General features: G+C 54.3%; 25 protein-coding genes. 22 read left to right on the forward strand and 3 right to left on the reverse strand.

The window, feature by feature from the left end; translation table 11 throughout:
• Positions 1 to 7 precede the first annotated feature (7 nt).
• The 3 genes from glpX to KNP64_RS06525 all read left to right on the forward strand — a co-directional run bounded on the left by glpX (position 8) and on the right by KNP64_RS06525 (position 2,765).
• Positions 8 to 976, forward strand: coding sequence for a class II fructose-bisphosphatase (gene glpX / locus KNP64_RS06515; RefSeq protein WP_029594665.1), 969 nt, complete (start codon positions 8 to 10; stop codon positions 974 to 976).
• Between the two features lie 102 nt (positions 977 to 1,078).
• The gene (locus tag KNP64_RS06520; RefSeq protein WP_214792197.1) at positions 1,079 to 2,005 is read left to right on the forward strand and encodes an ATP-binding cassette domain-containing protein; all 927 of its coding nucleotides are present in this window, start codon (positions 1,079 to 1,081) and stop codon (positions 2,003 to 2,005) included.
• Positions 1,995 to 2,765, forward strand: a complete 771-nt coding sequence (locus tag KNP64_RS06525) for an ABC transporter permease (RefSeq protein ID WP_138858765.1) — start codon at positions 1,995 to 1,997, stop codon at positions 2,763 to 2,765. The genes KNP64_RS06520 and KNP64_RS06525 overlap by 11 nt, the downstream gene beginning before the upstream one ends.
• A 10-nt stretch (positions 2,766 to 2,775) precedes the next feature.
• On the opposite strand, the gene KNP64_RS06530 is transcribed toward KNP64_RS06525, so the two are convergent.
• Positions 2,776 to 3,174, reverse strand: coding sequence for a hypothetical protein (locus KNP64_RS06530; protein WP_214792199.1), 399 nt, complete (start codon positions 3,172 to 3,174; stop codon positions 2,776 to 2,778).
• 118 nt (positions 3,175 to 3,292) lie between these two features.
• Between KNP64_RS06530 and KNP64_RS06535 the strand changes: the two genes are divergently transcribed.
• Positions 3,293 to 3,799, forward strand: coding sequence for a DUF421 domain-containing protein (locus tag KNP64_RS06535; protein ID WP_138858767.1), 507 nt, complete (start codon positions 3,293 to 3,295; stop codon positions 3,797 to 3,799).
• A 23-nt stretch (positions 3,800 to 3,822) separates the two neighbouring features.
• Here the strand turns inward: KNP64_RS06535 and KNP64_RS06540 are convergent, their stop codons facing one another.
• The gene (locus KNP64_RS06540; RefSeq protein ID WP_214764364.1) at positions 3,823 to 4,524 is read right to left on the reverse strand and encodes a C40 family peptidase; all 702 of its coding nucleotides are present in this window, start codon (positions 4,522 to 4,524) and stop codon (positions 3,823 to 3,825) included.
• 378 nt (positions 4,525 to 4,902) lie between these two features.
• Here KNP64_RS06540 and rho point away from each other — a divergent pair, with 378 nt between their 5' ends.
• From rho to KNP64_RS06590, 10 genes are all read left to right on the forward strand, one after another.
• The gene (gene rho / locus KNP64_RS06545) at positions 4,903 to 6,243 is read left to right on the forward strand and encodes a transcription termination factor Rho (protein WP_021066108.1); all 1,341 of its coding nucleotides are present in this window, start codon (positions 4,903 to 4,905) and stop codon (positions 6,241 to 6,243) included.
• 82 nt (positions 6,244 to 6,325) lie between these two features.
• Positions 6,326 to 6,568 (forward strand): type B 50S ribosomal protein L31, encoded by a 243-nt coding sequence (locus tag KNP64_RS06550; protein ID WP_021066109.1) that lies wholly within the window; start codon positions 6,326 to 6,328, stop codon positions 6,566 to 6,568.
• Between the two features lie 99 nt (positions 6,569 to 6,667).
• Positions 6,668 to 7,891, forward strand: a complete 1,224-nt coding sequence (locus tag KNP64_RS06555) for a cation:proton antiporter (protein WP_034779247.1) — start codon at positions 6,668 to 6,670, stop codon at positions 7,889 to 7,891.
• A gap of 116 nt (positions 7,892 to 8,007) precedes the next feature.
• Entirely contained in the window at positions 8,008 to 8,619 is a 612-nt protein-coding gene (locus tag KNP64_RS06560) for a thymidine kinase (RefSeq protein ID WP_138858769.1), read from the forward strand.
• Positions 8,620 to 8,698: 79 nt separating this feature from the next.
• Positions 8,699 to 9,769 (forward strand): peptide chain release factor 1, encoded by a 1,071-nt coding sequence (gene prfA / locus KNP64_RS06565; RefSeq protein WP_214792201.1) that lies wholly within the window; start codon positions 8,699 to 8,701, stop codon positions 9,767 to 9,769.
• Positions 9,769 to 10,641: a peptide chain release factor N(5)-glutamine methyltransferase gene (prmC, locus tag KNP64_RS06570; protein ID WP_214792460.1), complete on the forward strand. Its 873-nt coding sequence runs from the start codon at positions 9,769 to 9,771 to the stop codon at positions 10,639 to 10,641. The genes prfA and prmC overlap by 1 nt, the downstream gene beginning before the upstream one ends.
• Positions 10,607 to 11,617 (forward strand): L-threonylcarbamoyladenylate synthase, encoded by a 1,011-nt coding sequence (locus KNP64_RS06575; RefSeq protein WP_138858770.1) that lies wholly within the window; start codon positions 10,607 to 10,609, stop codon positions 11,615 to 11,617. The genes prmC and KNP64_RS06575 overlap by 35 nt, the downstream gene beginning before the upstream one ends.
• A gap of 22 nt (positions 11,618 to 11,639) precedes the next feature.
• Complete coding sequence (locus tag KNP64_RS06580; protein ID WP_138858771.1) at positions 11,640 to 12,140, forward strand: low molecular weight protein arginine phosphatase; 501 nt, start codon at positions 11,640 to 11,642, stop codon at positions 12,138 to 12,140.
• Between the two features lie 4 nt (positions 12,141 to 12,144).
• A complete protein-coding gene (gene rpiB / locus KNP64_RS06585; RefSeq protein WP_021066115.1) occupies positions 12,145 to 12,585 on the forward strand; it encodes a ribose 5-phosphate isomerase B in 441 nt (146 codons plus the stop codon).
• Positions 12,582 to 13,124 carry a TIGR01440 family protein gene (locus KNP64_RS06590; protein ID WP_138858772.1) on the forward strand — a complete coding sequence of 181 codons (543 nt, stop codon included), beginning with the start codon at positions 12,582 to 12,584 and terminating at the stop codon, positions 13,122 to 13,124. The genes rpiB and KNP64_RS06590 overlap by 4 nt, the downstream gene beginning before the upstream one ends.
• A gap of 36 nt (positions 13,125 to 13,160) precedes the next feature.
• Here KNP64_RS06590 and KNP64_RS06595 read toward each other — a convergent pair whose 3' ends face one another.
• Positions 13,161 to 13,946, reverse strand: coding sequence for an alpha/beta hydrolase (locus tag KNP64_RS06595; protein ID WP_138858773.1), 786 nt, complete (start codon positions 13,944 to 13,946; stop codon positions 13,161 to 13,163).
• 129 nt (positions 13,947 to 14,075) lie between these two features.
• Between KNP64_RS06595 and glyA the strand changes: the two genes are divergently transcribed.
• The 8 genes from glyA to KNP64_RS06635 form a co-directional block, all read left to right on the forward strand.
• Complete coding sequence (gene glyA, locus KNP64_RS06600; protein ID WP_034779234.1) at positions 14,076 to 15,329, forward strand: serine hydroxymethyltransferase; 1,254 nt, start codon at positions 14,076 to 14,078, stop codon at positions 15,327 to 15,329.
• A 3-nt stretch (positions 15,330 to 15,332) separates the two neighbouring features.
• Positions 15,333 to 16,259, forward strand: a complete 927-nt coding sequence (locus KNP64_RS06605; protein WP_214792203.1) for a hypothetical protein — start codon at positions 15,333 to 15,335, stop codon at positions 16,257 to 16,259.
• Positions 16,260 to 16,372: 113 nt separating this feature from the next.
• The gene (locus KNP64_RS06610; protein ID WP_214792205.1) at positions 16,373 to 16,642 is read left to right on the forward strand and encodes a hypothetical protein; all 270 of its coding nucleotides are present in this window, start codon (positions 16,373 to 16,375) and stop codon (positions 16,640 to 16,642) included.
• A gap of 71 nt (positions 16,643 to 16,713) precedes the next feature.
• A complete protein-coding gene (locus tag KNP64_RS06615; RefSeq protein WP_138858777.1) occupies positions 16,714 to 17,391 on the forward strand; it encodes a response regulator transcription factor in 678 nt (225 codons plus the stop codon).
• A gap of 1 nt (position 17,392) precedes the next feature.
• Entirely contained in the window at positions 17,393 to 18,631 is a 1,239-nt protein-coding gene (locus KNP64_RS06620; RefSeq protein WP_214792207.1) for a sensor histidine kinase, read from the forward strand.
• Positions 18,632 to 18,747: 116 nt separating this feature from the next.
• Complete coding sequence (locus KNP64_RS06625; protein WP_251126338.1) at positions 18,748 to 19,476, forward strand: hypothetical protein; 729 nt, start codon at positions 18,748 to 18,750, stop codon at positions 19,474 to 19,476.
• A 128-nt stretch (positions 19,477 to 19,604) separates the two neighbouring features.
• A complete protein-coding gene (locus KNP64_RS06630) occupies positions 19,605 to 20,834 on the forward strand; it encodes a hypothetical protein (protein ID WP_214764358.1) in 1,230 nt (409 codons plus the stop codon).
• Positions 20,835 to 21,195: 361 nt separating this feature from the next.
• Positions 21,196 to 22,013, forward strand: an 818-nt coding sequence (locus tag KNP64_RS06635; RefSeq protein WP_214792211.1) for a glycoside hydrolase family 191 protein, incomplete at its 3' end; no start/stop codon positions are given.

Genomic DNA, 22,013 nt, shown 5'->3' on the forward strand with positions numbered 1-22,013 from the left:
AATTCGGGTGGAACGTAGTTTATCAATGGAATTGGTCCGAGTCACAGAAGCGGCAGCGCTATCTTCGGCTCGCTGGATGGGTAAAGGCTTGAAAGAAGAAGCGGACGACGCGGCGACGACCGCGATGCGTGAAGTGTTCGATACGATCCCGATGAAAGGGGTCGTCGTCATCGGTGAAGGTGAGATGGATGAGGCGCCGATGCTCTACATCGGTGAGAAAGTCGGGAACGGTTATGGCTCACGTCTCGACGTCGCCGTCGACCCGCTCGAAGGGACGAGCATCGTCGCGACGGGGACGTGGGGAGCGCTCGCCGTCCTCGCTGTCGCCGATGCCGGTGATTTGCTGCACGCGCCGGACATGTATATGGACAAGATTGCTGTAGGTCCGGAAGCGGCCGGATTGATTAGTCTCGATAATTCGATTGAAGAAAATATCGCCATCGTCGCCAAGGCGAAGAACAAGAACGTCGAAGACGTCGTCGTCACGATTTTACATCGTGACCGTCACGAAGAGATGATTCAACGCGTCCGGGCGACGGGTGCTCGCATCAAATTGATTCCAGACGGTGACGTGGCCGCGGCCATCAACACGGCGTTCCCGAAAACGGGGGTCGATTTATTGCTCGGTTCGGGTGGTGCGCCGGAAGGCGTTATCGCGGCCGTCGCGATGAAGTGTCTCGGCGGTGACTTCCAAGGCCGTCTGCTTCCTGAAGACGAAGCCCAAGAGAAGCGTTGCCAAGACATGGGCATCGCCGACACGGGCCGGATTTTGCTTCTAGACGACCTCGTCAAAGGTGAAGACTGCATCTTCGCGGCGACGGGCGTGACGGACGGGGAGTTGCTCCGCGGCGTTCAGTTCACCGGACAGGGCGGTCAGACACATTCAGTCGTCATGCGTGCCAAGTCGGGGACGGTCCGCTTCGTTGAAGGCATCCACTCCTTGAAGAAAAAACCGAAAATGGTCATGAAACCTTAATTCTCTCGAGTCGCGGACGTGATGTCCGCGGCTTTTTTGATGTGTTCCTACATATTTACAATGCACGCAGAACGGGAAAGGAAGGGCAGGAGGTGTGTGAGGATGATTGAAGTGGAGTCACTCGTCAAGACGTTCGGAGATGTCCCTGCCGTCGATGGCATCTCGTTCTCGGTCCAGGAAGGGGAAATCTTCGCATTTTTAGGGCCGAACGGGGCCGGGAAGTCGACGACCGTGCAAATGTTGACGACGCTCGTCCGGCCGACCGAAGGGAAGGCGCGGGTGAACGGATTCGATGTCGTCAAACAAGAGAAAGACGTCCGGTTGTCCATCGGTGTCGCCCTGCAAGAGACCGGAATCGATAAAGTAATGACCGGGTGGGAACTGCTTGTCCTGCAAGGGCGGTTGTTCAAGATGACCAAACAAGAGGCGGAGATGCGCGCCGAGGAACTGCTTCGTGTCGTCTCGCTCACCGAAGCGGCCGACCGGAGAAGCGGCACATATTCGGGCGGGATGCGGCGCCGTCTCGATTTAGCGCTCACGCTCGTCCATCGTCCGACCGTCTTGTTTTTAGATGAACCGACGACGGGTCTTGACCCCGCGAGCCGCATCGAGATTTGGAACGAGGTGCGACGGCTCAACGAGGAGTTCGGCACAACGATTTTTTTGACGACCCAGTACTTAGAAGAGGCGGACGAATTGGCCGACCGGATCGCCATCATCCATCATGGGAAAATCGTCAGTGAAGGGACAGCGAAAGCGTTGAAACGACTCGTCGGCGGCGAGACGATTGCGATGACGTTTCACAGCAATCAAGAGGCGGCCGCAGCCGCTGCGCTGTTCGGTCATGCGGCGACCGGGCAACACGTGGCGTTCGAGCTCGTCGATCATACGCTGATGGAAGTCGTGCGCCAACTCGATGAGCGTTCGCTTCAACCGGAACGTTTGACCGTGAAACAGCCGTCACTCGACGACGTCTTTTTGAAAGTGACCGGGGAATCATACGAAGGTGGCGTGCCCGATGTGGACTGAGACATGGCTCTTCACGAAACGGAGTCTCGTCACGACGATTCGAAATCCGTTCTCGTTCATCCCGAACTTGATCATCTCTGTCTTCTTCTTACTGGTTTACACGAGCGGACTGTCGAGTGTCGCTTCGCTTCCTCAGTTTGATGGGAGCGCCTATTTGAACTTCATCTTGCCCGTCTCCATCGTCTCAGGGGCGGTCGGTGGGGCCGGTGGGACGGGACAAGCGCTCGTCCGTGATATCGAGAGCGGGTACTTCGCCCGGTTGCTCCTCACGCCAGCGACGCGGACGGCGATTGTGCTCGGACCGATGATTGCCGGCATGTTGCAACTGCTCGTTCAGACACTCCTCATTTTCGGCGTCGCGTTCTTGCTCGGCTTGTCGATTCCGGTCGGTCTGCCTGGCTTCTTGTTCACGGTGTTGCTCGCCATCGGGTTCGGTCTTGGCTTTGCCGGGTATTCGGTCGGTGTCGCGCTGAAAACACGGAACGCTCAGGCCGCGCAGGCGGGGACGTTACTCTTCTTCCCGCTTATCTTCTTGTCGACGACGTTCGTCCCGAAAGAGTTGATTGAGGCCGAGTGGCTGAAAGTAGCGGCGACGTTCAATCCGACGACGTATATTTTTGAAGGGATGCGTGCCGTCTTGACGCAACCGACAATCGATTGGAGCGCGTTATCGGCTGGACTCGCCGTCGCCGGAGCGATGAGCGTCATCATGGTCGTGTTCGCGGCGACGAATGCGCGCGGCGCCTTAAAACAAAAATGACGAGCAGGATTTAACCCCGCTCGTCCTGGTCGATCATAAACGTGACAATCAAAAAGAGAATGAAACTGATCAATGAGACTGTGCCCCCGACGATGAAGTAGACAAGGGTGACGGTCTCATTCCATTGGAACGGGTTCATCGTATAGAGCCACATCCCGCTCGTCAATCCAATCGATCCGAGCACGGCCGTCCAACCGTGAATCGTCACGAGCAGTTGGTTTTGGACCGAATAGACACGATAGAACATGCCCCAAGCGAAGGCCGATAACCAACCGGCGAGCAAGATATGGGCGTGAATCGGGCGGAAGGCGTAACTGCCGGCCCCCGACATATGCGAACCGAGCGCCGTCCCGATGACGCCGAACAGAGCGGCGAGGCGAATCAAACGAAGACTCCAAATCTTTTCCATGGCGTAGAACAACTCCTTCAAGGTGATGGCTCCATCGTAGCGAATCAAGATGAACGGAAGATGAACAGGGATTGAATCGATGCGCTTCGTGGAACAGCAGTAGAGAAGGAGGGAGACGATGGACCAACTGCGAACGATGCTACAAATCATACTGACCGGGGTGGGGGCCTATTTGGCGATCATCCTCATCTTGCGAGTCTCCGGAAAGCGGACACTCGCCAAAATGAACGCCTTCGATTTTATCGTCACCGTGGCGCTCGGATCAATTTTGGCGACGACACTCACGAGTCGCCAGACGCCGCTGCTGAACGGACTGACCGCGTTTGCGACGCTCGTGTTCATGCAATACGTCATGGCCAAATTGGCGACCCGCTCGAAACGTGTGAATCAACTGATCAAGTCGACGCCGGCACTGCTTTACTATGACGGGACATATTTAGAGGAAACGATGCGCCGGGAACGGGTGCTCGAGATTGAAGTGTTGCAGGCGATTCGATCGAGCGGGACGGATTTCGATCAAGTCGAGGCTGTCGTCTTGGAGACGGATGGGACGTTCTCGGTGTTGACGAGCACGGATACGGTGTTACGAAACGTCCAGACGAAAAAAACGACTCGGTTCCGATGAACCGAGTCGTTTGATCGTTTAAATTAAAGGTACGTGCCTGCACCGACATAACGTGGTGCCCAGTAACCTGATGTGAAGCTCGCGTATTTAACGCCGCCTGTTTCAGAGCTGATCATTTGTGTTTTGCTGAGTGCCATTCCAACGTGTTGGATCGTGCGGCCGTTGTGTGAGAAGAACACGAGGTCGCCGGCTTGAATCGCTGACTTCGAAACTTTTTTCGATTTTGCGTATTGCGAACGTGAATCACGTGGAATCGATTTGTTGATGGCTTTTTTGTAGACATGACCTGTGTAGCCTGAGCAGTCAAATCCTGAAGTTGTCGTTCCGCCGTAACGGTAAGGTGTACCAAGGTACTTCTTCGACTCGGCTACGAGTTTCGTACGAGCGCTTGATGTAGAAGACGTTGTTACTTTCTTCGCAGTCGCTGTTTTCGTGTTTGGCTTCAAGTACGTATATGTCGATGAAGCTGAGATATAACGGTGAGACCCTTTGTAGTTGATTTTGTAGAACGAACCAACTTTACCGAGGTATGTATAGCGTTGGCCTTTGTTCATCGTTGTCGTGACTTTCGATTTGAGCGACGGTGCTGTGCGGATGTTCAAGCCGTTAACTTTCGAGTAAGCGAATGTTCCAGTAGCGGCTTCTGCTTGTTCACCTGTTGTGAAAGCAAGACCCGAGAAAGCGAGAGTGGCAGCGACAATGATAGATGCGAAACGCTTTAACATAATATATTTCCCTCCGTTTTTTAAAATAAAACCCTAAGTGGCTGTATATGATCGATGTGTGTAAACAATAGTCGAGCACAAGTTGCGGATATTACCCGGTTTCCTGTGCAAATAAACTATATCATGCGCAAGACCGATGGCATTTTTCAATCGCGAGACAAAAACGGTTTTCTTGTAACATATTTGAAACAATATGCGAGAATAGAGACTTGTTTGTTACATAGAAAGGGAAAAGACTGTTATGTTTTCAACAATAGGGGAATAGACTGTCATGAAGCCGTTTTTCAAACAGTGACGGCTCGACAGAATTGTGATTAGATGAATGAGGATTGAACGTTTATTTTTGAAATATAGAATCATGAAAGACAGGTGACTTGAATGAGTCAAACGACAGAACCGGCTAAAAATTACACGCTTCGGGAACTCGAGACGAAGACGTTGAAAGAATTATATGAAATCGCGAAAGAAGTGAACGTGCCCCAATATCGAGAGGCACGCAAGCGCGAGCTCATGTTTCGGATTTTAAAATCACAGGCTGAATCGAAAGATCTTTATTTCCTCGAAGGCATCCTTGAGATCATCCCGCCAAACCCGCAGTCCCAAAATGATGGAGGCTTCGGTTTCCTCCGACCGATCAACTACTCTCAATCGTCTGAAGACATCTACATCGCCGCCTCGCAAATCCGGCGCTTTAATCTTCGCAACGGGGACCTCGTGACGGGGAAAGTCCGGAAACCGAAAGAGAATGAACGGTTCCAAGGGCTGCTCAGTGTCGAAGCGGTCAACGGTGAGACGACCGACTCGACTCGGAATCGGGATTACTTCCCGGCGCTCACGCCGATTTACCCGGAACAGCAGATGGTGCTCGAGACAGAGCCGAATCACTTGTCGGTCCGCGTCATGGACATGATCGCGCCTGTCGGATTTGGACAGCGTGGGTTGATTGTCGCCCCGCCGAAAGCCGGGAAGACATCGCTTTTAAAAGAGATCGCCAACTCGATCACGACGAACCATCCGAACGTCGAGTTGATCATTCTCTTGATTGACGAGCGGCCAGAAGAAGTGACGGACATCCAGCGCTCGGTGCCGGGCGCAGACGTCGCCTACTCGACGTTTGATGAGACACCGGAGAACCACGCCCGGATTTCAGAGCTCGTCTTAGAACGGGCGATGCGTCTCGTGGAACACAAGAAGGATGTCGTCATTCTGCTCGACTCGATCACGCGTCTGACACGAGCGTATAACTTGTCTGTCCCACCGAGCGGGCGGACGCTCTCCGGCGGAATCGACCCGGCCGCGTTCCATAAACCGAAGAAGTTCTTCGGGGCGGCCCGTAACATCGAGGACGGCGGCAGTTTGACGATCCTCGGTACGGCGCTCGTTGACACAGGGTCACGCATGGACGACGTCATCTATGAAGAGTTCAAAGGGACGGGCAACATGGAGCTCCATCTCGACCGGAAGCTCGCGGAACGCCGAATCTTCCCGGCCATCGACATCCGTCGTTCGGGAACGCGCAAGGAAGAATTGCTGCTCGGCAAAGGCGAGCTCGACTCGCTTTGGACGATTCGACGGACGATGAACGAGTCGCCAGATTTCGTCGATCAGTTCTTGCGGCGGGTCCGCGAAACGAAAACGAACCTCGACTTTTTTGCGGCGCTTGAGGCCGATAAGAAAAAGAGTCGACGCCCGGTGAAAAAAACGAAAACAGACTTGTAAATCCGTGAGCCGGGTGCTATTATATTCTAGTGAACTTTCTCTAGGTTGAAAGAATACTTAGGGCCGAAGGAGTTGAAAAGCAATGAAACAAGGAATCCACCCAGAATACCGTAAAGTCGTATTCATGGACTCGACGACTGAGTTCAAATTCATCTCTGGTTCGACTCGTTACTCTAACGAGACAATCACGATGGAAGATGGTAACGAATACCCACTCATCCGTGTCGATGTATCTTCTGATTCGCACCCGTTCTACACAGGTCGCCAGAAATTCGCATCTGCAGACGGTCGTATCGAGCGCTTCAACAAGAAGTACCAACGTTAATCGTCAACTTGTATGCACACCGCCTAGGGATTGCCCTTGGCGGTTTTTTGTTGTCTTCTGATGGGTAAAGAGACGAAAGACTGACGTGAGGGGGCTTTTATGGAATTCATACTGATTAGTATCAGTTTATTGATTGGCGTCGGTATTCTGTCACAATGGTTGGCCTGGCGCTATCAAATCCCGGCCATCATCGTCATGACGGTCGCCGGTGTACTGGCCGGGCCGATGCTCGGATTGTTCGACCCGCGAGAACTGCTCGGTGAACTGTATAGCCCGATCATTTCTTTTGCCGTCGCTATCATCTTGTTTGAAGGGAGCCTCGGCCTCCATTTCAGTGAAATCAATCAATTTCGCCGTTCCATCGTCCGCATCGTGACGATCGGAGTGACGCTGTCGTTCGTCGGGGCCTCACTGTTGATTCAATACGTCGGAGGTCTCCATTGGGTCGTCGCTTGGACGATGGGCGCACTTTTCGTCGTCACCGGTCCGACGGTCGTCATCCCGTTATTGCGCCAAGCACATTTAAAGGATCGGGTCGGTGCCATTTTGAAATGGGAAGGGATCATCGTTGACCCGGTCGGCGCCCTCCTCGGTTTGTTCGTCATCCGCATCGGTTATATCGTCTATGAAGGAATGGACTTGTGGATGCAACTCTTGTTCGCGGGCGCTTGTCTCGTCGGCATCGGTCTCGGTTATTTGTTCGGGCACGTGTTGATGGGCTGGTTTGTCGGTGAGAAAATCCCTCGCTATCTCCGGGCCTCGGTCACGTTGACGGCCGTCTTGATCTTGTTCTCATTGAGTGAATTCATGATGCACGAAGTCGGTCTGCTCGCCGTGACGGCGATGGGGATGACGATGGCGAACACGAAACATCGGGATGAGGAAATCATCGAGGAGTTGCAATCATTTAAAGAGGATATCTCGATCTTGCTCATCTCGTCGGTGTTCATCCTGTTGACGGCGTCGCTATCACGCGATGAACTGCTCAACATCTTCCAATGGCCGCTTCTTTTGACGATTGCCGGCATTTTGTTTCTCGTTCGTCCGCTCGCGATTTATGGATCGACAATCGGCGTCGGGCTTCCGCTCAGCGAACGTGGTTTCATCGGATGGATTGCCCCGCGTGGCATCGTCGCCATGACAGTCGCCGGTTTCTTCGCAGAAGAAGTGGCGCATCTCGGGATTGACGACGCGTCGCAAATGCTACCGCTCACGATCGGACTGGTCTTTATTTCTGTGACACTACACGGGCTGACGATTCGACCGCTCGCTCGAAAATTGCATTTGATCGATAATAAAAAAGAAGAAGCGGCAGACGAATGAAGCGAAATCGGGACGGGAGCATGCCGTTCCGATTTTTGTCAGAAGTCAACCCTTTTCCTGTGACCGAAAGATGGTTATAATCGGAAAGCGATTAACGAAGGAGAGGGCGAAGTAGAATGATGCATGTGACGAACCGTTACGGTTGGATAGAAGTGATTTGTGGGAGTATGTTTTCTGGGAAATCGGAGGAACTGATCCGCCGTGTCCGTCGGGCGCATTACGGGAAAATCCCTGTCCAAGTGTTCAAACCGGCGATTGACGACCGTTACCATGAGGAAAACGTCGTTTCCCACAGCGGCAATTCGGTCGTGGCCGTACCGATTCAATCGAGTCAAGATTTGTACGATGCGGTGCGCGAAGAGACACAAGTCATCGCCATCGATGAGGTTCAGTTCTTCGACGAAGGGATCGTCGATGTGATTGAACAATTGGCGTCAGAAGACAAACGTGTCATCTGCGCTGGACTCGACATGGACTTCCGAGGCGAGCCGTTCACGATGATGCCGGAACTGTTGTCACGTGCCGAATTCGTCACGAAACTGCAGGCGATCTGTCTGTCATGCGGGGCGCCGGCTTCTCGGACGCAACGATTGATTGACGGGGAACCGGCCCGTTTCGAGGATCCGGTCATCTTGGTCGGTGCCTCGGAGTCGTATGAGCCGCGTTGCCGCCATTGTCATGACGTCCCGAATAAACCACGCCCAGTCCGCCATACAATGGCCGACTGACGTCCACGAACCGCCCTCGGCGGTTCGTTTTTTGCTATAATGAAGACAGTTCGATTTGACGGAGAAAGGACGGATCATCATGTTTGACCGTTTGAGCGTATTAGAAGAACGCTATATGCAATTAAATGAGATGCTCGCTGACCCTGAAGTGCTCAGCGATGCGAATAAATTACGACAATATTCAAAAGAACAGTCTCAACTCGAGGAGACGGTACAGGCATATCGCCACTATAAAGAAACGAGCACGGCGTATAAAGAAGCGAAACTCATGCTTGAAGACCGCACACTCGATGCCGACATGCGGGAGCTCGCCAAAGAAGAGATGGCGCTCCTCGAGCCGGAAGTGAAGGGGCTCGAAGCGAAACTTCGCGTCTTACTGTTGCCGAAAGACCCGAACGACGACAAGAACGTCATCGTCGAGATTCGCGGAGCGGCCGGTGGGGACGAAGCGGCACTGTTCGCAGTCGACCTGTACAAGATGTACACGCGTTTCGCCGAGCGGCAGAACTGGAAGACCGAATTGATCGACGCCAACTATACAGAACTCGGCGGCTTCAAAGAAGTGACGTTCCTGATCAACGGGACCGGCGCCTACTCGAAATTGAAGTTCGAGAATGGGGCGCATCGGGTTCAACGCGTCCCATCGACCGAGTCGGGCGGACGCATCCATACATCGACGGCGACCGTCGCGGTGTTGCCGGAAGCCGAGGACGTCGAAGTGCATATCGATATGAAAGACGTCCGTGTCGACACGTTCACGTCGTCCGGACCAGGGGGGCAGTCGGTTAACACGACCCAATCGGCCGTACGGTTGACGCACATTCCCTCGGGGCTCGTCGTCTCATGTCAGGATGAGAAGTCGCAACATAAGAATAAAGATAAGGCACTCAAAGTGCTCCGGGCTCGGCTCTATGACAAGATGCAGAGCGAACACCTCGAAGAACTGTCAGCGCAGCGCAAGTCTGCAGTCGGGACAGGGGACCGCTCGGAGCGGATTCGGACGTATAACTTCCCACAGAGCCGCGTGACCGATCACCGCATCGGACTCACGCTTCAAAAGCTCGACCGCGTCCTCGCTGGTGAACTCGAGGATATCATCGACGCCCTCGTCATGGACGAACAGGCCCGTCTCATGGAGGACGTGGATTGATGCGAATCGCCGCGAGATTGAAGCAAGCGGAGCGGGAACTTCTTGACGCGGGGCGCGATGCCTCGACCGCGGAGTGGTGGCTCATGCACGTCCTTGACGTCGACCGGACGGGACTGCTCATCCGTTTATCCGACGAATTGACAGTTGATGAGGAATCTAAATTCCGAACAGGATTCGAGCGCCTGCTCGCAGGCGAGCCGGTCCAGCATTTGATTGGTCACGCCCCGTTTTACGGGCGGATGTTCGAGGTCAATCGGGACGTCTTGATTCCGCGACCGGAAACGGAAGAGTTGATCGAATGGGTCGTTGAGCATGTGACCGACGTGGCCGATGATGACATCGTCGATATCGGGACCGGCAGCGGGGCAATCGCCGTCACGCTCAGTCTCGAACTCGGTGTCCGCGTCCAGACGGTCGATATTTCCCGGGAAGCGATTGCTGTCGCCAAGCGGAACGCAACAGCGCTCGGGGCGGACGTGTCCTTCCATGAAGGTGATTGCCTCGCCCCGATTGCCGACGACTCGATTCGTGTGCTCGTCTCGAATCCGCCCTATATCGAGGCGGACGAACTGCTCGATGAGACGGTCTCAGGCTATGAGCCGCACCTCGCCTTGTTCGGAGGAGCGGACGGGCTCGATTTTTATCGGAAGATTATCGCCGACTCGATGCGCGTCTTGTGTGCCGATTGGCAATTGATTGCATTTGAAATCGGGTATAATCAAGGACAAGTTGTGAAATCGTACCTGTCCGAACGTTATCCTGAAGCAGAAACGGGTATTTTAAAAGATATAAACGGCAAAGACCGAATCGTCTACGCCGTGAGGGAAGGGATTGCGCATGGAAACGAAATGGATCAAGCCGACAGAAGTTGAGGAAGGGGTACGTCTCTTGCAGGCGGGCGAGGTGATCGCCATGCCGACGGAGACCGTCTACGGACTCGCCGGAGACGCGACGAACGACGTCGCCATCAAAAAGATTTTCGAGGCGAAAGGAAGACCGTCGGACAACCCGCTCATCGTCCACGTGGCCTCGGTCGAACAGGCCGAGCATTTCGCGCAAACCATCCCGCCGGTCGCCAGACGCTTGATGGAAGCGTTTTGGCCTGGTGCCTTGACCATCATCTTACCGTCGAACGGCCGAGCGTCTTCGTTCGTGACGGCTGGTCTTGATTCGATCGGACTCAGAATGCCGAATCATCCGGCCGCGCTGGAATTGATTCGTACGTCCGGTCTTGGACTGGCGGCACCGAGCGCGAACCGTTCTGGACGTCCATCACCGACGTCAGCCCGGCACGTGGCAGATGATTTGACTGGCCGGATCGCGGGTATTATGGATGGGGGACCGACAGGCATCGGTGTCGAATCGACTGTGATCGACTGCACGACGGAGCCGGCGATGATTTTACGTCCGGGCGGCGTGACGAAAGAAGCGATTGAGGCGGTCATCGGCCCGGTCATTCTCGATGCCAACTTGAGCGATGAAGCAGCTGCGCCACGATCACCAGGAATGAAGTACACCCATTACGCCCCGAGCGCCCCTCTTTATTTAGTCGAAGGAGGACGCGATGACCTCGTCCGTGTCATCACGACACGACAGGCGACGGGCAAGCGAGTTGGCGCACTCGTATTTGATGAAGCGACGACCCCGGCGGACGTCACTCTCTCCCTCGGTATTTCGATGGAGACAGCGGCCCAGCGTTTGTATGAGGCGTTGCGAAAGTTTGATGAGACGGATGTAGAAGAGATTTACGTGAATCGGATTGAACCGACGGGAGTCGCTCTTGCCGTATATAACCGCCTCTACAAGGCGGCAGGCGGTAAAGTCATCCGTCCACAGGAAGAGGCTTAAGGACATAGAGGAGGATCACGCGATGTCAATGAAACGCGTATTATTCATATGTAGTGGGAACACATGCCGAAGCCCGATGACGATGGCCCTGCTCCGCTCGAAAGTGACGGGGGACGAGTTCGATATTCGTTCGGCCGGGCTGCGGACGATGCAAGGGTTCGACGCCTCAGAAAATGCACTCCAAGTGTTGCGTGAACGAGGAATTGAGCTCGATCACGTGACCCAGACATTCGACGACGTCCTCGGACGTTGGGCGGACGTCATCTTGACGATGACACGGGCGCATCGTGAACAGATTCGTGACACGTACCCGGATTTGGCCGACCGCACGTTCACGTTATACGAGTTCGTCACCGGACTCGAGCGCGACATCAATGACCCGTTCGGAGGGTCGATGAACGTCTACCGCCAAGTCCGAAACGAACTCGAACCACTCGTGAATCGACTTGTGCTAAAATTGACGAATGACGGGTCAAAGGTGACAAAACCACCGAGACGCCTACCAAAGAAGACGGGGGAATGAACGAATGAAAATCGCAATTGGCGCCGATCATGGCGGATTTAACTTGAAAAAAGACATCATCGGACTATTGGAAGAGCTTGGTCACGAGTATAAGGACTTCGGGACACACTCGGCCGAGTCAATCGATTATCCAGACGTGGCGATTCCGGTCGCTGAAGCCGTCGCGGCTGGTGAGTTCGACCGTGGCATCTTGATTTGCGGGACAGGGATCGGCATCGGGATTGCCGCCAACAAAGTGAAAGGCATCCGGGCGGCACTCGTCCATGACTCGTTCAGCGCGAAAGCGACACGTCAACACAACGACTCGAACATCATGACGATGGGCGAGCGCGTCATCGGACCGGGTCTTGCACTCGATTTAGTGGCGACATGGCTCGATACAGATTTCGAGGGCGGACGCCACTCGAACCGTGTCGATAAGATGAGCGCTTACGAAACGAAGTGACAGCGATGAAGGCGGAACTTTTGAACTTATTGACGGAGTTGCACGAACGGTTTCCGTTAGATGAGGACAAGATTCTCGTCATCGGTTGTTCGACGAGCGAGGTCGTCGGTAAGACGATTGGGAAAGCGGGCTCGATTGATGTGGCGTCGGACTTCATCGAAGCGTTTCTGACGTTTCGCGACAAGACCGGCGTCCATCTCGCCTTTCAAGGCTGTGAACATATTAATCGGGCGCTCACGGTCGAACGACGGACGCAGAAACAGTTCGGGTTGACAGAAGTGACGGTCGTCCCTGTGCGCGCAGCGGGCGGGGCGATGGCGGAAAAAGCGTACGAAAGCTTCGATACGCCTTGCGTCGTCGAATCGATTCAAGCGGATGCAGGGATCGATATCGGGTCGACGCTGATCGGTATGCATTTGAAGCCGGTCGCGATCCCGGTCCGGTTGTCGGCGAAGCAGCTCGGTGAGGCGTACGTCACGTTCGCCATCACGCGGCCGAAACTGATTGGCGGCCCCCGGGCCCACTATCCAGCGAAATAAACGAAAGCCGGTCGCGATGACCGGCTTTCTTTTGCGTTATAACTCTTCACTGAACAAATATGAGATGACCATCGGGAACCGTTCGCGCCAAGCGAGCTCGTTATGCACGCCTTCCTCGATGACCTCGAAACGGATGTGGTCGACTTTGTCGCGGAGGAGCGCATAGACGCGTTCGCTCGACTCGAGATACATCTCGTTCGTCGGGCCGTCCGCTGACGGTTGTTCGACTTCTTTCCGACCGACGTCCATATATAGACGTTCGACACCGCTCAAATCGCTCGACTCGATTAACTGTTCAAGCTCGGTCTGGTTGAACCAGAACGCCGATGATAGCGAGGCGACGCGTTTGAAGATGTCGGGATAGACACATGCGGCGTAAATCGAGATCAAGCCGCCCATCGAACTGCCTATCATCGCCGTCTCGTCCGGATTCGTCCGATAGTTCGCATCGATCATCGGTTTTAACTCTTGGGCGATATATTCGATGTAGGCCGACCCTTGGCCGCCGAGCGTCACGTCTTGACCGAGCAGGCTCTCACCGATGTATGGGTTTTCCCACGGTCCGTATTCGTCGAGTCGCATCTCGCCCGGGGCACTGTCAATGCCGACGATAATCAAGTCGCGTTTCGAGGCGTCCACATACTCGCCGGCGCGCCAACTCATCTTATAGCTCGCGTCCTCGTCGGCGAACACGTTCTGGCCGTCATGCATATAGAGCACAGGATAACGTTTGTCCGTCGTGTCGTAATCCGCAGGTGTATAAATCCGAACCGTCCGCTCGCGTTCAAACGGGGTAATCGTGATCTGTTTTGTCTCAATCATACAAATCCTCCTCTGATCGTCTTCTTCATTATGATACCCAACTTGACCTCTGATTAGACGATACCCAAAAAAAGAAGCATATGTTACGATGGGGGTGTTGATTTTTAGACATTCAGAGGGGGTTTCAACATGGTAAACACGACGAAGTTGAAAGTACAGGATGCGGAATTGTTTGAAGCGATGCAACACGAGCTCGGTCGCCAACGCGAGAACATCGAACTCATTGCCTCGGAGAATTTTGTCTCAGAAGCAGTCATGGAAGCGCAAGGTGGCGTGCTCACGAACAAGTACGCGGAAGGTTATCCAGGCCGTCGCTACTACGGTGGTTGTGAGTTCGTCGACGTAGCCGAGAACTTGGCCCGCGACCGTGCGAAAGAGCTGTTCGGTGCAGAACATGCCAACGTGCAGCCGCATTCGGGTGCCCAAGCGAACATGGCCGTTTACTTTACAGTACTTGAAGCCGGTGACACGGTGCTCGGCATGAACTTGTCGCACGGTGGCCATTTGACGCACGGAAGTCCGGTCAACTTCTCAGGCGTTCAATACAATTTCGTCGAATACGGTGTGGACAAAGAGACAGAACACATCGATTATGACGTTGTCGCAGCCCTCGCGAAAGAACATAAACCAAAACTCATCGTCGCTGGTGCCTCGGCGTACCCGCGGACAATCGACTTCGCCAAGTTCCGTGAGATCGCCGATAGCGTCGATGCTTACCTCATGGTCGACATGGCGCACATCGCCGGTCTCGTCGCGGCCGGGCTTCATCCGAACCCGGTCGAGCACGCGCACTTCGTGACGACGACGACGCACAAGACGCTCCGCGGTCCGCGCGGCGGCATGATCCTCTGTAAAGAGGAGTTCGCCAAGGCGATTGACAAGTCGATCTTCCCAGGGATTCAAGGTGGTCCGCTCATGCACGTCATCGCTGCGAAGGCAGTGGCGTTCGGAGAAGCGCTTCAACCTGAGTTCAAAGATTATCAGGCACAAGTCATCAAAAACGCACAAGTGCTCGCGCAAGGATTAGAAGAAGAGGGACTCCGCATCGTATCGGGCGGCACGGATAACCACCTTCTCCTCGTCGACCTCCGTGGCATCGATATCACCGGGAAAGCGGCCGAGCATGCGCTCGACGCAGCCGGCATCACGGTCAACAAGAACACGATCCCATTCGATCCGGCCTCACCGTTCGTGACGAGCGGGATTCGTCTCGGGACGGCCGCGATGACGACGCGCGGATTGAAAGAAGACGATATGCGTGAAGTCGCTCGCTTGATTGGACGCGTCTTGACGAACCATGAAGATGAGGCGGTGCTCACCGAAGCGCACGAAGCCGTGCGCGCGTTGACGTCGAAGTTCCCGCTCTATCCTGAACGAGGCTGACGAATGGACGTACGGACACTCGCAGATCGGGAACTCGCGGAACTGCCGCTCATCGATATGACCGAATGGCTCGTCCGAAAAGGCGAGCACGACCCGACGTTTCGCCTCGTCGCGAACGAGTTCGAGGTCGTGACGACGCTGCTCGATCATGACTATTATATCGAGGCAAGTGAACGGATTGTACCGCTTCTCGGGATGAAAGTGCCGGCGGCGTTTCATCGGCTTGGGCTCGCGCTCGAAGTGAAGGCGAACGGAAAGAAGGCGGCCAAGCGCCGCTTTCGTTCGTTCTCGCCGGCCGTCATCGGTCATGCGGACTTGTCAGATTGGAAGAATGCGTTCAAGTGGGACAAGACATGGCTCGGCCTGCCGCTCGTCGTCGGGCTCGGGCTGGTCGCGCTCGCCTTTTGGCCGGACCCGGCGCCACCCCCAGTGACGCCGTCCGCTTCCGACGAGCGGGTCGTGACGGTGACGGAAGAGGAGGCACTCGCGAAACGGTTAGAAGAACTCGAGAAAGAAGTCGCCCGGCTTGAAGAAGCGAACGAGGCGCTCCAAACCGAGGATGAGACGACCGAGTCGCCTGAGGCACCGGCCGTCATCCCGCTCGCTAAAGTCGAGACACTCGTCTCGGACAAACGATACGAGGAAGCCGATGCGCTCCTCGTCGGCAAGGCGAAAGCCGGTCAAGAACAGGCGGTCGGATTTTATCGCTTGCTCGTCGACAACAAGCTCGGTGAAGCGGAAATCCAAGACTATGCCGCTTACGTCGAGACGTACCCAGAATCGGGATATAAAGCGGACGTCTTATGGATGAAAGGCATCGCCGAGAAGAAGGCCGGGGACGACACGTACCGGACGACGCTCGCCGAGGTCGCCGCCATGGATGGAACGTATTGGGCGCCGATCGCCAAGTCGGTGCTTGAAGAAGATTGAGGTCGCAGCGTGCTGTGGCCTCTTTTTCTCATCAAATTCTAATCTGTTTCACCGCTCTTTCTCAGCTCGCTCCCGTACAGTAAAGAAAGAAAATAGACAAGGGAGAGGGACATATGCGCTCAACTAGCAGAGGTAAGATTGGAAGAATGGTTCGAGGAGTGGCCGTCGGTGCGCTCGCATTGACACTCATGGCGGCAGGGGTCGCCGGGTTCTTATTATTCACCTTGACCGGTAACGCTTGGCTCGACCAAATCGCTCAAGTCGGGACTGATTTGGCGTTTCAGGCGGAAGGGATTGAAACGACGTTTGACCGGATGGGCGATTCACTCGAATTGCGCATCGAACAAGCGATTCCAGAAGCAGTTCGTCCGTTTTTTGACTGAGGAATCCGGGAACACTTAGAATGATGCGTCGGGCGGACTGCTCGGCGTTTTTTTAAGAAAGGATGAATGGAATGCCTACGATTCTCGTCGTTGAAGACGATGCTAAAATTGCCAGATTACTCGAACTTGAACTCATGCATGCCGGTTATCAAGTCGAGGTCGCTCATGACGGGCGGGCCGGGCTCGACCGGGCACTCACTGGTGGGATTGACCTCATGTTGCTCGACGTCATGTTGCCGCAGATGAGCGGTCTCGAAGTCGTTCGCCGTGTCAAAGAAGAGCAGCCGCTTCTCCCGGTATTGATGGTGACGGCACGTGGGGACCGTTACGATAAAGTGAGCGGGCTCGACCTCGGGGCCGATGATTACATCACGAAACCGTTCGAGATGGAAGAGTTGCTCGCACGGATCCGGGCGTTCTTACGGATGCGGCAACACGTCCAAGTCGATACGAGTGAACGGGTCTTATCTTATGAAGGGCTGACCGTCGACGTCAATCGTCACGAAGTAATCTGCGAGGGGCAAAAAGTCGACCTGACCCGGAGAGAGTTCGATTTGCTCGTCTATCTGCTCGAACATTCGGAACGCGTGCTCACGCGCGACCAACTCGTCGAACACGTCTGGGGCTTCGATTATTACGGGGACACGAACGTCGTCGATGTGTACGTCCGCTATGTCCGCAAGAAACTCGGAGGCTCTTGGATTCAGACGGTCCGAGGCGTCGGCTATATGTTGAAGCGTGGTGAATAAAATGAAGCTACGGACGAAGATCGCCTTGGCGATGGCGGGGTTCATGTTGTTCCTCCTGATCACCTCGTTCGGTGTCGCCTGGCTCGTCTCGCGTCAACAGATCGTCGACGCCCGCTATGACGTCTTGCGCCAGGCACTCAGCTTGCTCGAGGAGGACGAGCGGAATCGCCAGGCCGTCTTGTCGTTACACGAGGACAGTGTCGTGCTCGAACGGCAAGCGAACGGCGACTGGGGCATCATCGGCGGAGAGGCCGAGGAAGGATTGCGGTTTCCCGTCAATTTCGGCGAGCCGGCCCTCGTCGACGACTGGTTCGTCATCGCGACGTCGAATGGACTCGGCTACGCGTTTCAAGACGCGGCGGTGAGTGAGACGCTCCAGACGCTCGCCACGATCTTTCTCATCATCTTTTTGATCGCCGTGGCGATGACGTTCATCGGCAGCCTTTGGATCGTCAGGCAAGGGCTCGACCCGCTCCGCCGGCTCGAGACGACGATGGAACGAATCACGGAATCGGGAACCCTTGAGACCATCGATGTCGGGACGAGCCAAGACGAAGTGTCGACACTTGCGACGGGCTTCAATCAAATGATTGGCCGGGTCGAAGGGTCGATGGAGCAACAACGGCGTTTCGTCGCCGATGTTTCACATGAACTGAAGACGCCGCTCACGGTCATCGAAGGGTACGCCAAACTGCTCCGGCGCTGGGGACAGAGCGACCCGGCCGTCCGTGACGAGGCGATCGATCACATTTTGACCGAGTCCCGGCAAATGCGCGAAGACTTGATTGAACCGATGCTTGAACTGAGCCGCTTCTCCTCACTTGAAGAAATCGAGGCCGAAGCGATTGAATTAACCGAATTCGCCGACCAATTGACCGAGCGGTTCGAGCGTTCGCATGGCGTCCGGGTTCCAATCGAGGCGACAGGAACGTGGTACGGACACCGTGATTCGCTGCAACGGCTCGTCGTCATCTTCATCGACAACAGCTTGAAGTACGCGACTGACACGCACGTGACGATGACACCGAATCGGATTGAAGTGCGTGACCATGGGACGACACTGAGCGATGACGCCAGGGCGCGTCTGTTCGACCGCTTTTATCGACTCGATGAGGCACGGGACCGGAGCGGCAGCGGACTCGGGCTCGCCATCGCCAAGGAAGTGGCCGACATGAACGGTTGGTCGGTCGGCAGTTACGCGAACGCGCCGGACGGCAGTATTTTCTTCGTCGCAAAATGACAAACCTTTCGCAGATTCTCATCGTTTTCTAATGGAATCCTCGTGGTGCTCTAAGGTCACCGTTCTATGATGAAGATGTAGAACAAGTTCACCACATGAAACGAGGAGGAAACATCATGAAACTAATCGGATGGATTTTAGGCGTCGGCTTGGCAGTCCTCGCCGTCGCAGGAATCGGGTTGTATGTTGCGAACGACAACACGGACACGGTCATCGTCCCGCGGTCGGTCGACAGTGTGAACAGTGGGACGGATGATGCCGCAGATGACGCACAAGACGGTGCGAACCAAGAAGCGGCCGCGTCGACAGAAGGAACAGCCTCGAGTGACACGCCGGTCCGTTCGGTCGATGACGATGATTATGAATTGTATGGTACCCTCGTCAGCCTATCAGACCGTGACGTGACGATCAGCTTCAGCGGCAAGGAAGCGACGTATCCGCTCGCGGCCCGTCATGAGATTGATGATGATACGCCGAAAGCCGGTGATCGCGTGAAATTGGAATTTAATCAAAACGAGGAAGTGAAGGAAGTCGACCGCGAGAGTGACGACTTTGACATCTACGGCACGTTCGTCAGCTTGTCGGACCGTGACGTGACCATCGAGCGTGACGGCAAGTCCGAGACGTTCAAACTCGCGAGCCGCTACGAGCTTGACGATGAGGCGCCAAAAGCCGGTGACCGCGTCAAACTCGAGTTGAACCTTCAACAGCAAGTGAAAGAGATTGAACGTGACGATGACCGGGATGACCAAGACGATCAAGATGATCAAAACGACAATCAAAATGATGACGACCAAGATGACGATCGGGACGATAATCAAGACGACGACCGAGATGACGACTAAAAAAGTGCCACGCAAGTGGCATTTTTTGTTTGTTCTTCTAACTATATAAGTAATTATTATTGTATGATAAAGTGAAAAAGAAAATTTTAGGTGATAGTACCCAAATAAATGTGAAAGGAGGGGGCGGAATGAAACACGTCTTATGGATGATGATCGGTGCCATCATCTTTTTAAGCGGATGTGGCGCAAACGAGACGAACGCGCTCAACTTGCGGTCATTGTCGACGTATGCGATTCACCAAGACCGAGACATCCCGTTGACGTCTGCGCTGAAGTCGCGATTATTAAACTACTGTGAGCAAAAACCGACGGACGTGTTGCCGATGCGGCGGGCTGAAGTGGCCTCCATTACATTCCGTCATCCTTTCTACGACGAATTAGGCAGCAAGACCGTCAAATATTGGCGGAGCGGGGACGAGCGTTACGTCTCTTGTTTGAAGAGCAACGAACAAAATGAGCGCGTCTTCCGTACCGATGCCATTGAGGCGTTCGAGTCCGCAGCGGGGTCAGAACCGAGGGAGGTCGATGTCGGCAACACGCTATCGTTCATTCCTGAGTCTGACGTCACGACCGTGGCGCGCGCCTTCGCGGTCAACGAGACGCATGAGACCATTGTTCCCGGTTCGGTCTTCCGGTATCACACACCGGACCGAGGCGCGCTTCATGTCACCTATCACGTCTATCAAGACGGTGCCGAGACGGGACAGTTGATTGAGCCGGGACTGTTCGTCTTCGAGAGCGGTAAGAATGAAGGCGTGGCGTTCTTGACCCAGTTGGCCGATCAACGGATTACGCTCCAAATGGGTACAGAACAGGCGTGGGACCGAACCGTGTTACCTAGTTCGCTTTCGGGTGAGTACGTGCAAATCGACTCGATGGAAGCCGTCTTTAATTTAGATGGCGAAGGACGGCGGCTCTTGAAGCGAATCGTGCTCGCAGATGAGCCGATCGAAGACGTCTCGGATCAGGACTCTGCCGTCTTATCGACTCGTTATGATACCGTGATTGAGGTATGGGGGGCCGTCCAACGGCCGGGCGCCGGTGAATTGACGATCAAATCGGAGCAAAAAGATGCGATGCGTTTGGCGACATACGAGACGGAGACGAAAATCGCCCATCTTGGTGGACCGAGTACGAGCGAGCTATTTGAATTGTTGTCCCATGTAAAGCCGAGTAGTGGACAGCCGACCGGGGAACGATGCGGGACGCTCGCGCTCTATGAGCAGTTGACCGAACAACGGTTTGACGTCTGGATGGAGGAAGGGCAAGACACCCTTCAATTGATGGACGTCGAGACGGAACGAGTCTATTTGATTGATCGTCTCGAATTAGAGTCAACGCTAAATACTTACATATAATCGAATAACTTATCGTTTTACCCGTTTCATGACACTTTCATGTCGTGAAGCGGTTTTTTGTTGTCAAATTGACACTATGTTTTCGTGAAAAACTATCCTATAATTTTTTTTGCGAAGGTTCAACATTACATACACGAATCCGATACATCCATAAAACACACAGCACTAACCTTCTCGTCATTTGAATATAAGAAAAGGGGGAGCCACGAGACACAACTCCATTCAACCATCATCGTCCGTCACCACGTTTTGTCAGTCATCAGGAGAGGAATAGGTAGTGAAATTGAAAAAGTTAATTATGTCTCTAATGGTAGTGATGTTAATTGTTAGTCTGAACATGTCCAAAACGGGGGCACAAACCATGAACCCACTCGACGGCGTGAAGAACTATCAAGTGTATTATGGTCATCCAACGGCAGCGATTTTGAAAGATATGCAAAACTATGACCTCGTCATCATTGAGCCACTCCATTACACGAAAGCGCAAGTGGAGCAAATCAAAGCACGCGGGACAAAAGTACTCGGATATATTAGCGTTATGGAAGTCGCGACATGGAACACAGGTCTCATGTCAAAACTTCAGTCAGGTGACTTCTTTACGCGTAACGGACAACGTGTCCATTACTCGGAATGGGATTCGTACTTGACGAACATCGCCTCACCGCACTTCCAAGGGTTGCTCCTCACGGAAATCCAGAACCAAGTCGTCGCCAAAGGCATCGATGGCGTGTTCATGGATACGGTCGGTGATATCGATAACGAACATTTGAACAATCCGACCGTGCTCAAGCAGCAACGGGACGGACTCGTCAACTTCTTGAAACAAGCTCGGGCGCGCTATGGTGATATCGCCATGGTTCAAAACTGGGGCTTCGACACGTTAGAAACGTCAACGGCACCTTACGTTGACGGCATCATGTGGGAGAGTTTCAACGCCGACACGATCAAGAGCGACGCTTGGTCACAAAACATGATTAAGAAATTACAAGCAGTCGACGCGAAGCATTCGGTCAAGACGCTCACGATTTCGACACGTCTTAGCGCGGACAGCCACAAGCTCGCCAAAGATTCTGGGTTCATCCATTTCCACGAAGCGGATGCTTACGTGAACTGGAACGCAGGTCTCGTGACGCGTACACAGGATACGGCGCCGGCACCGGTCGCAGTAGCACCGACGAC

Origin of the sequence: Exiguobacterium sp. s64, assembly GCF_018618035.1 — a bacterium.
GTDB classification, from domain to species: domain Bacteria; phylum Bacillota; class Bacilli; order Exiguobacteriales; family Exiguobacteriaceae; genus Exiguobacterium; species Exiguobacterium mexicanum_A.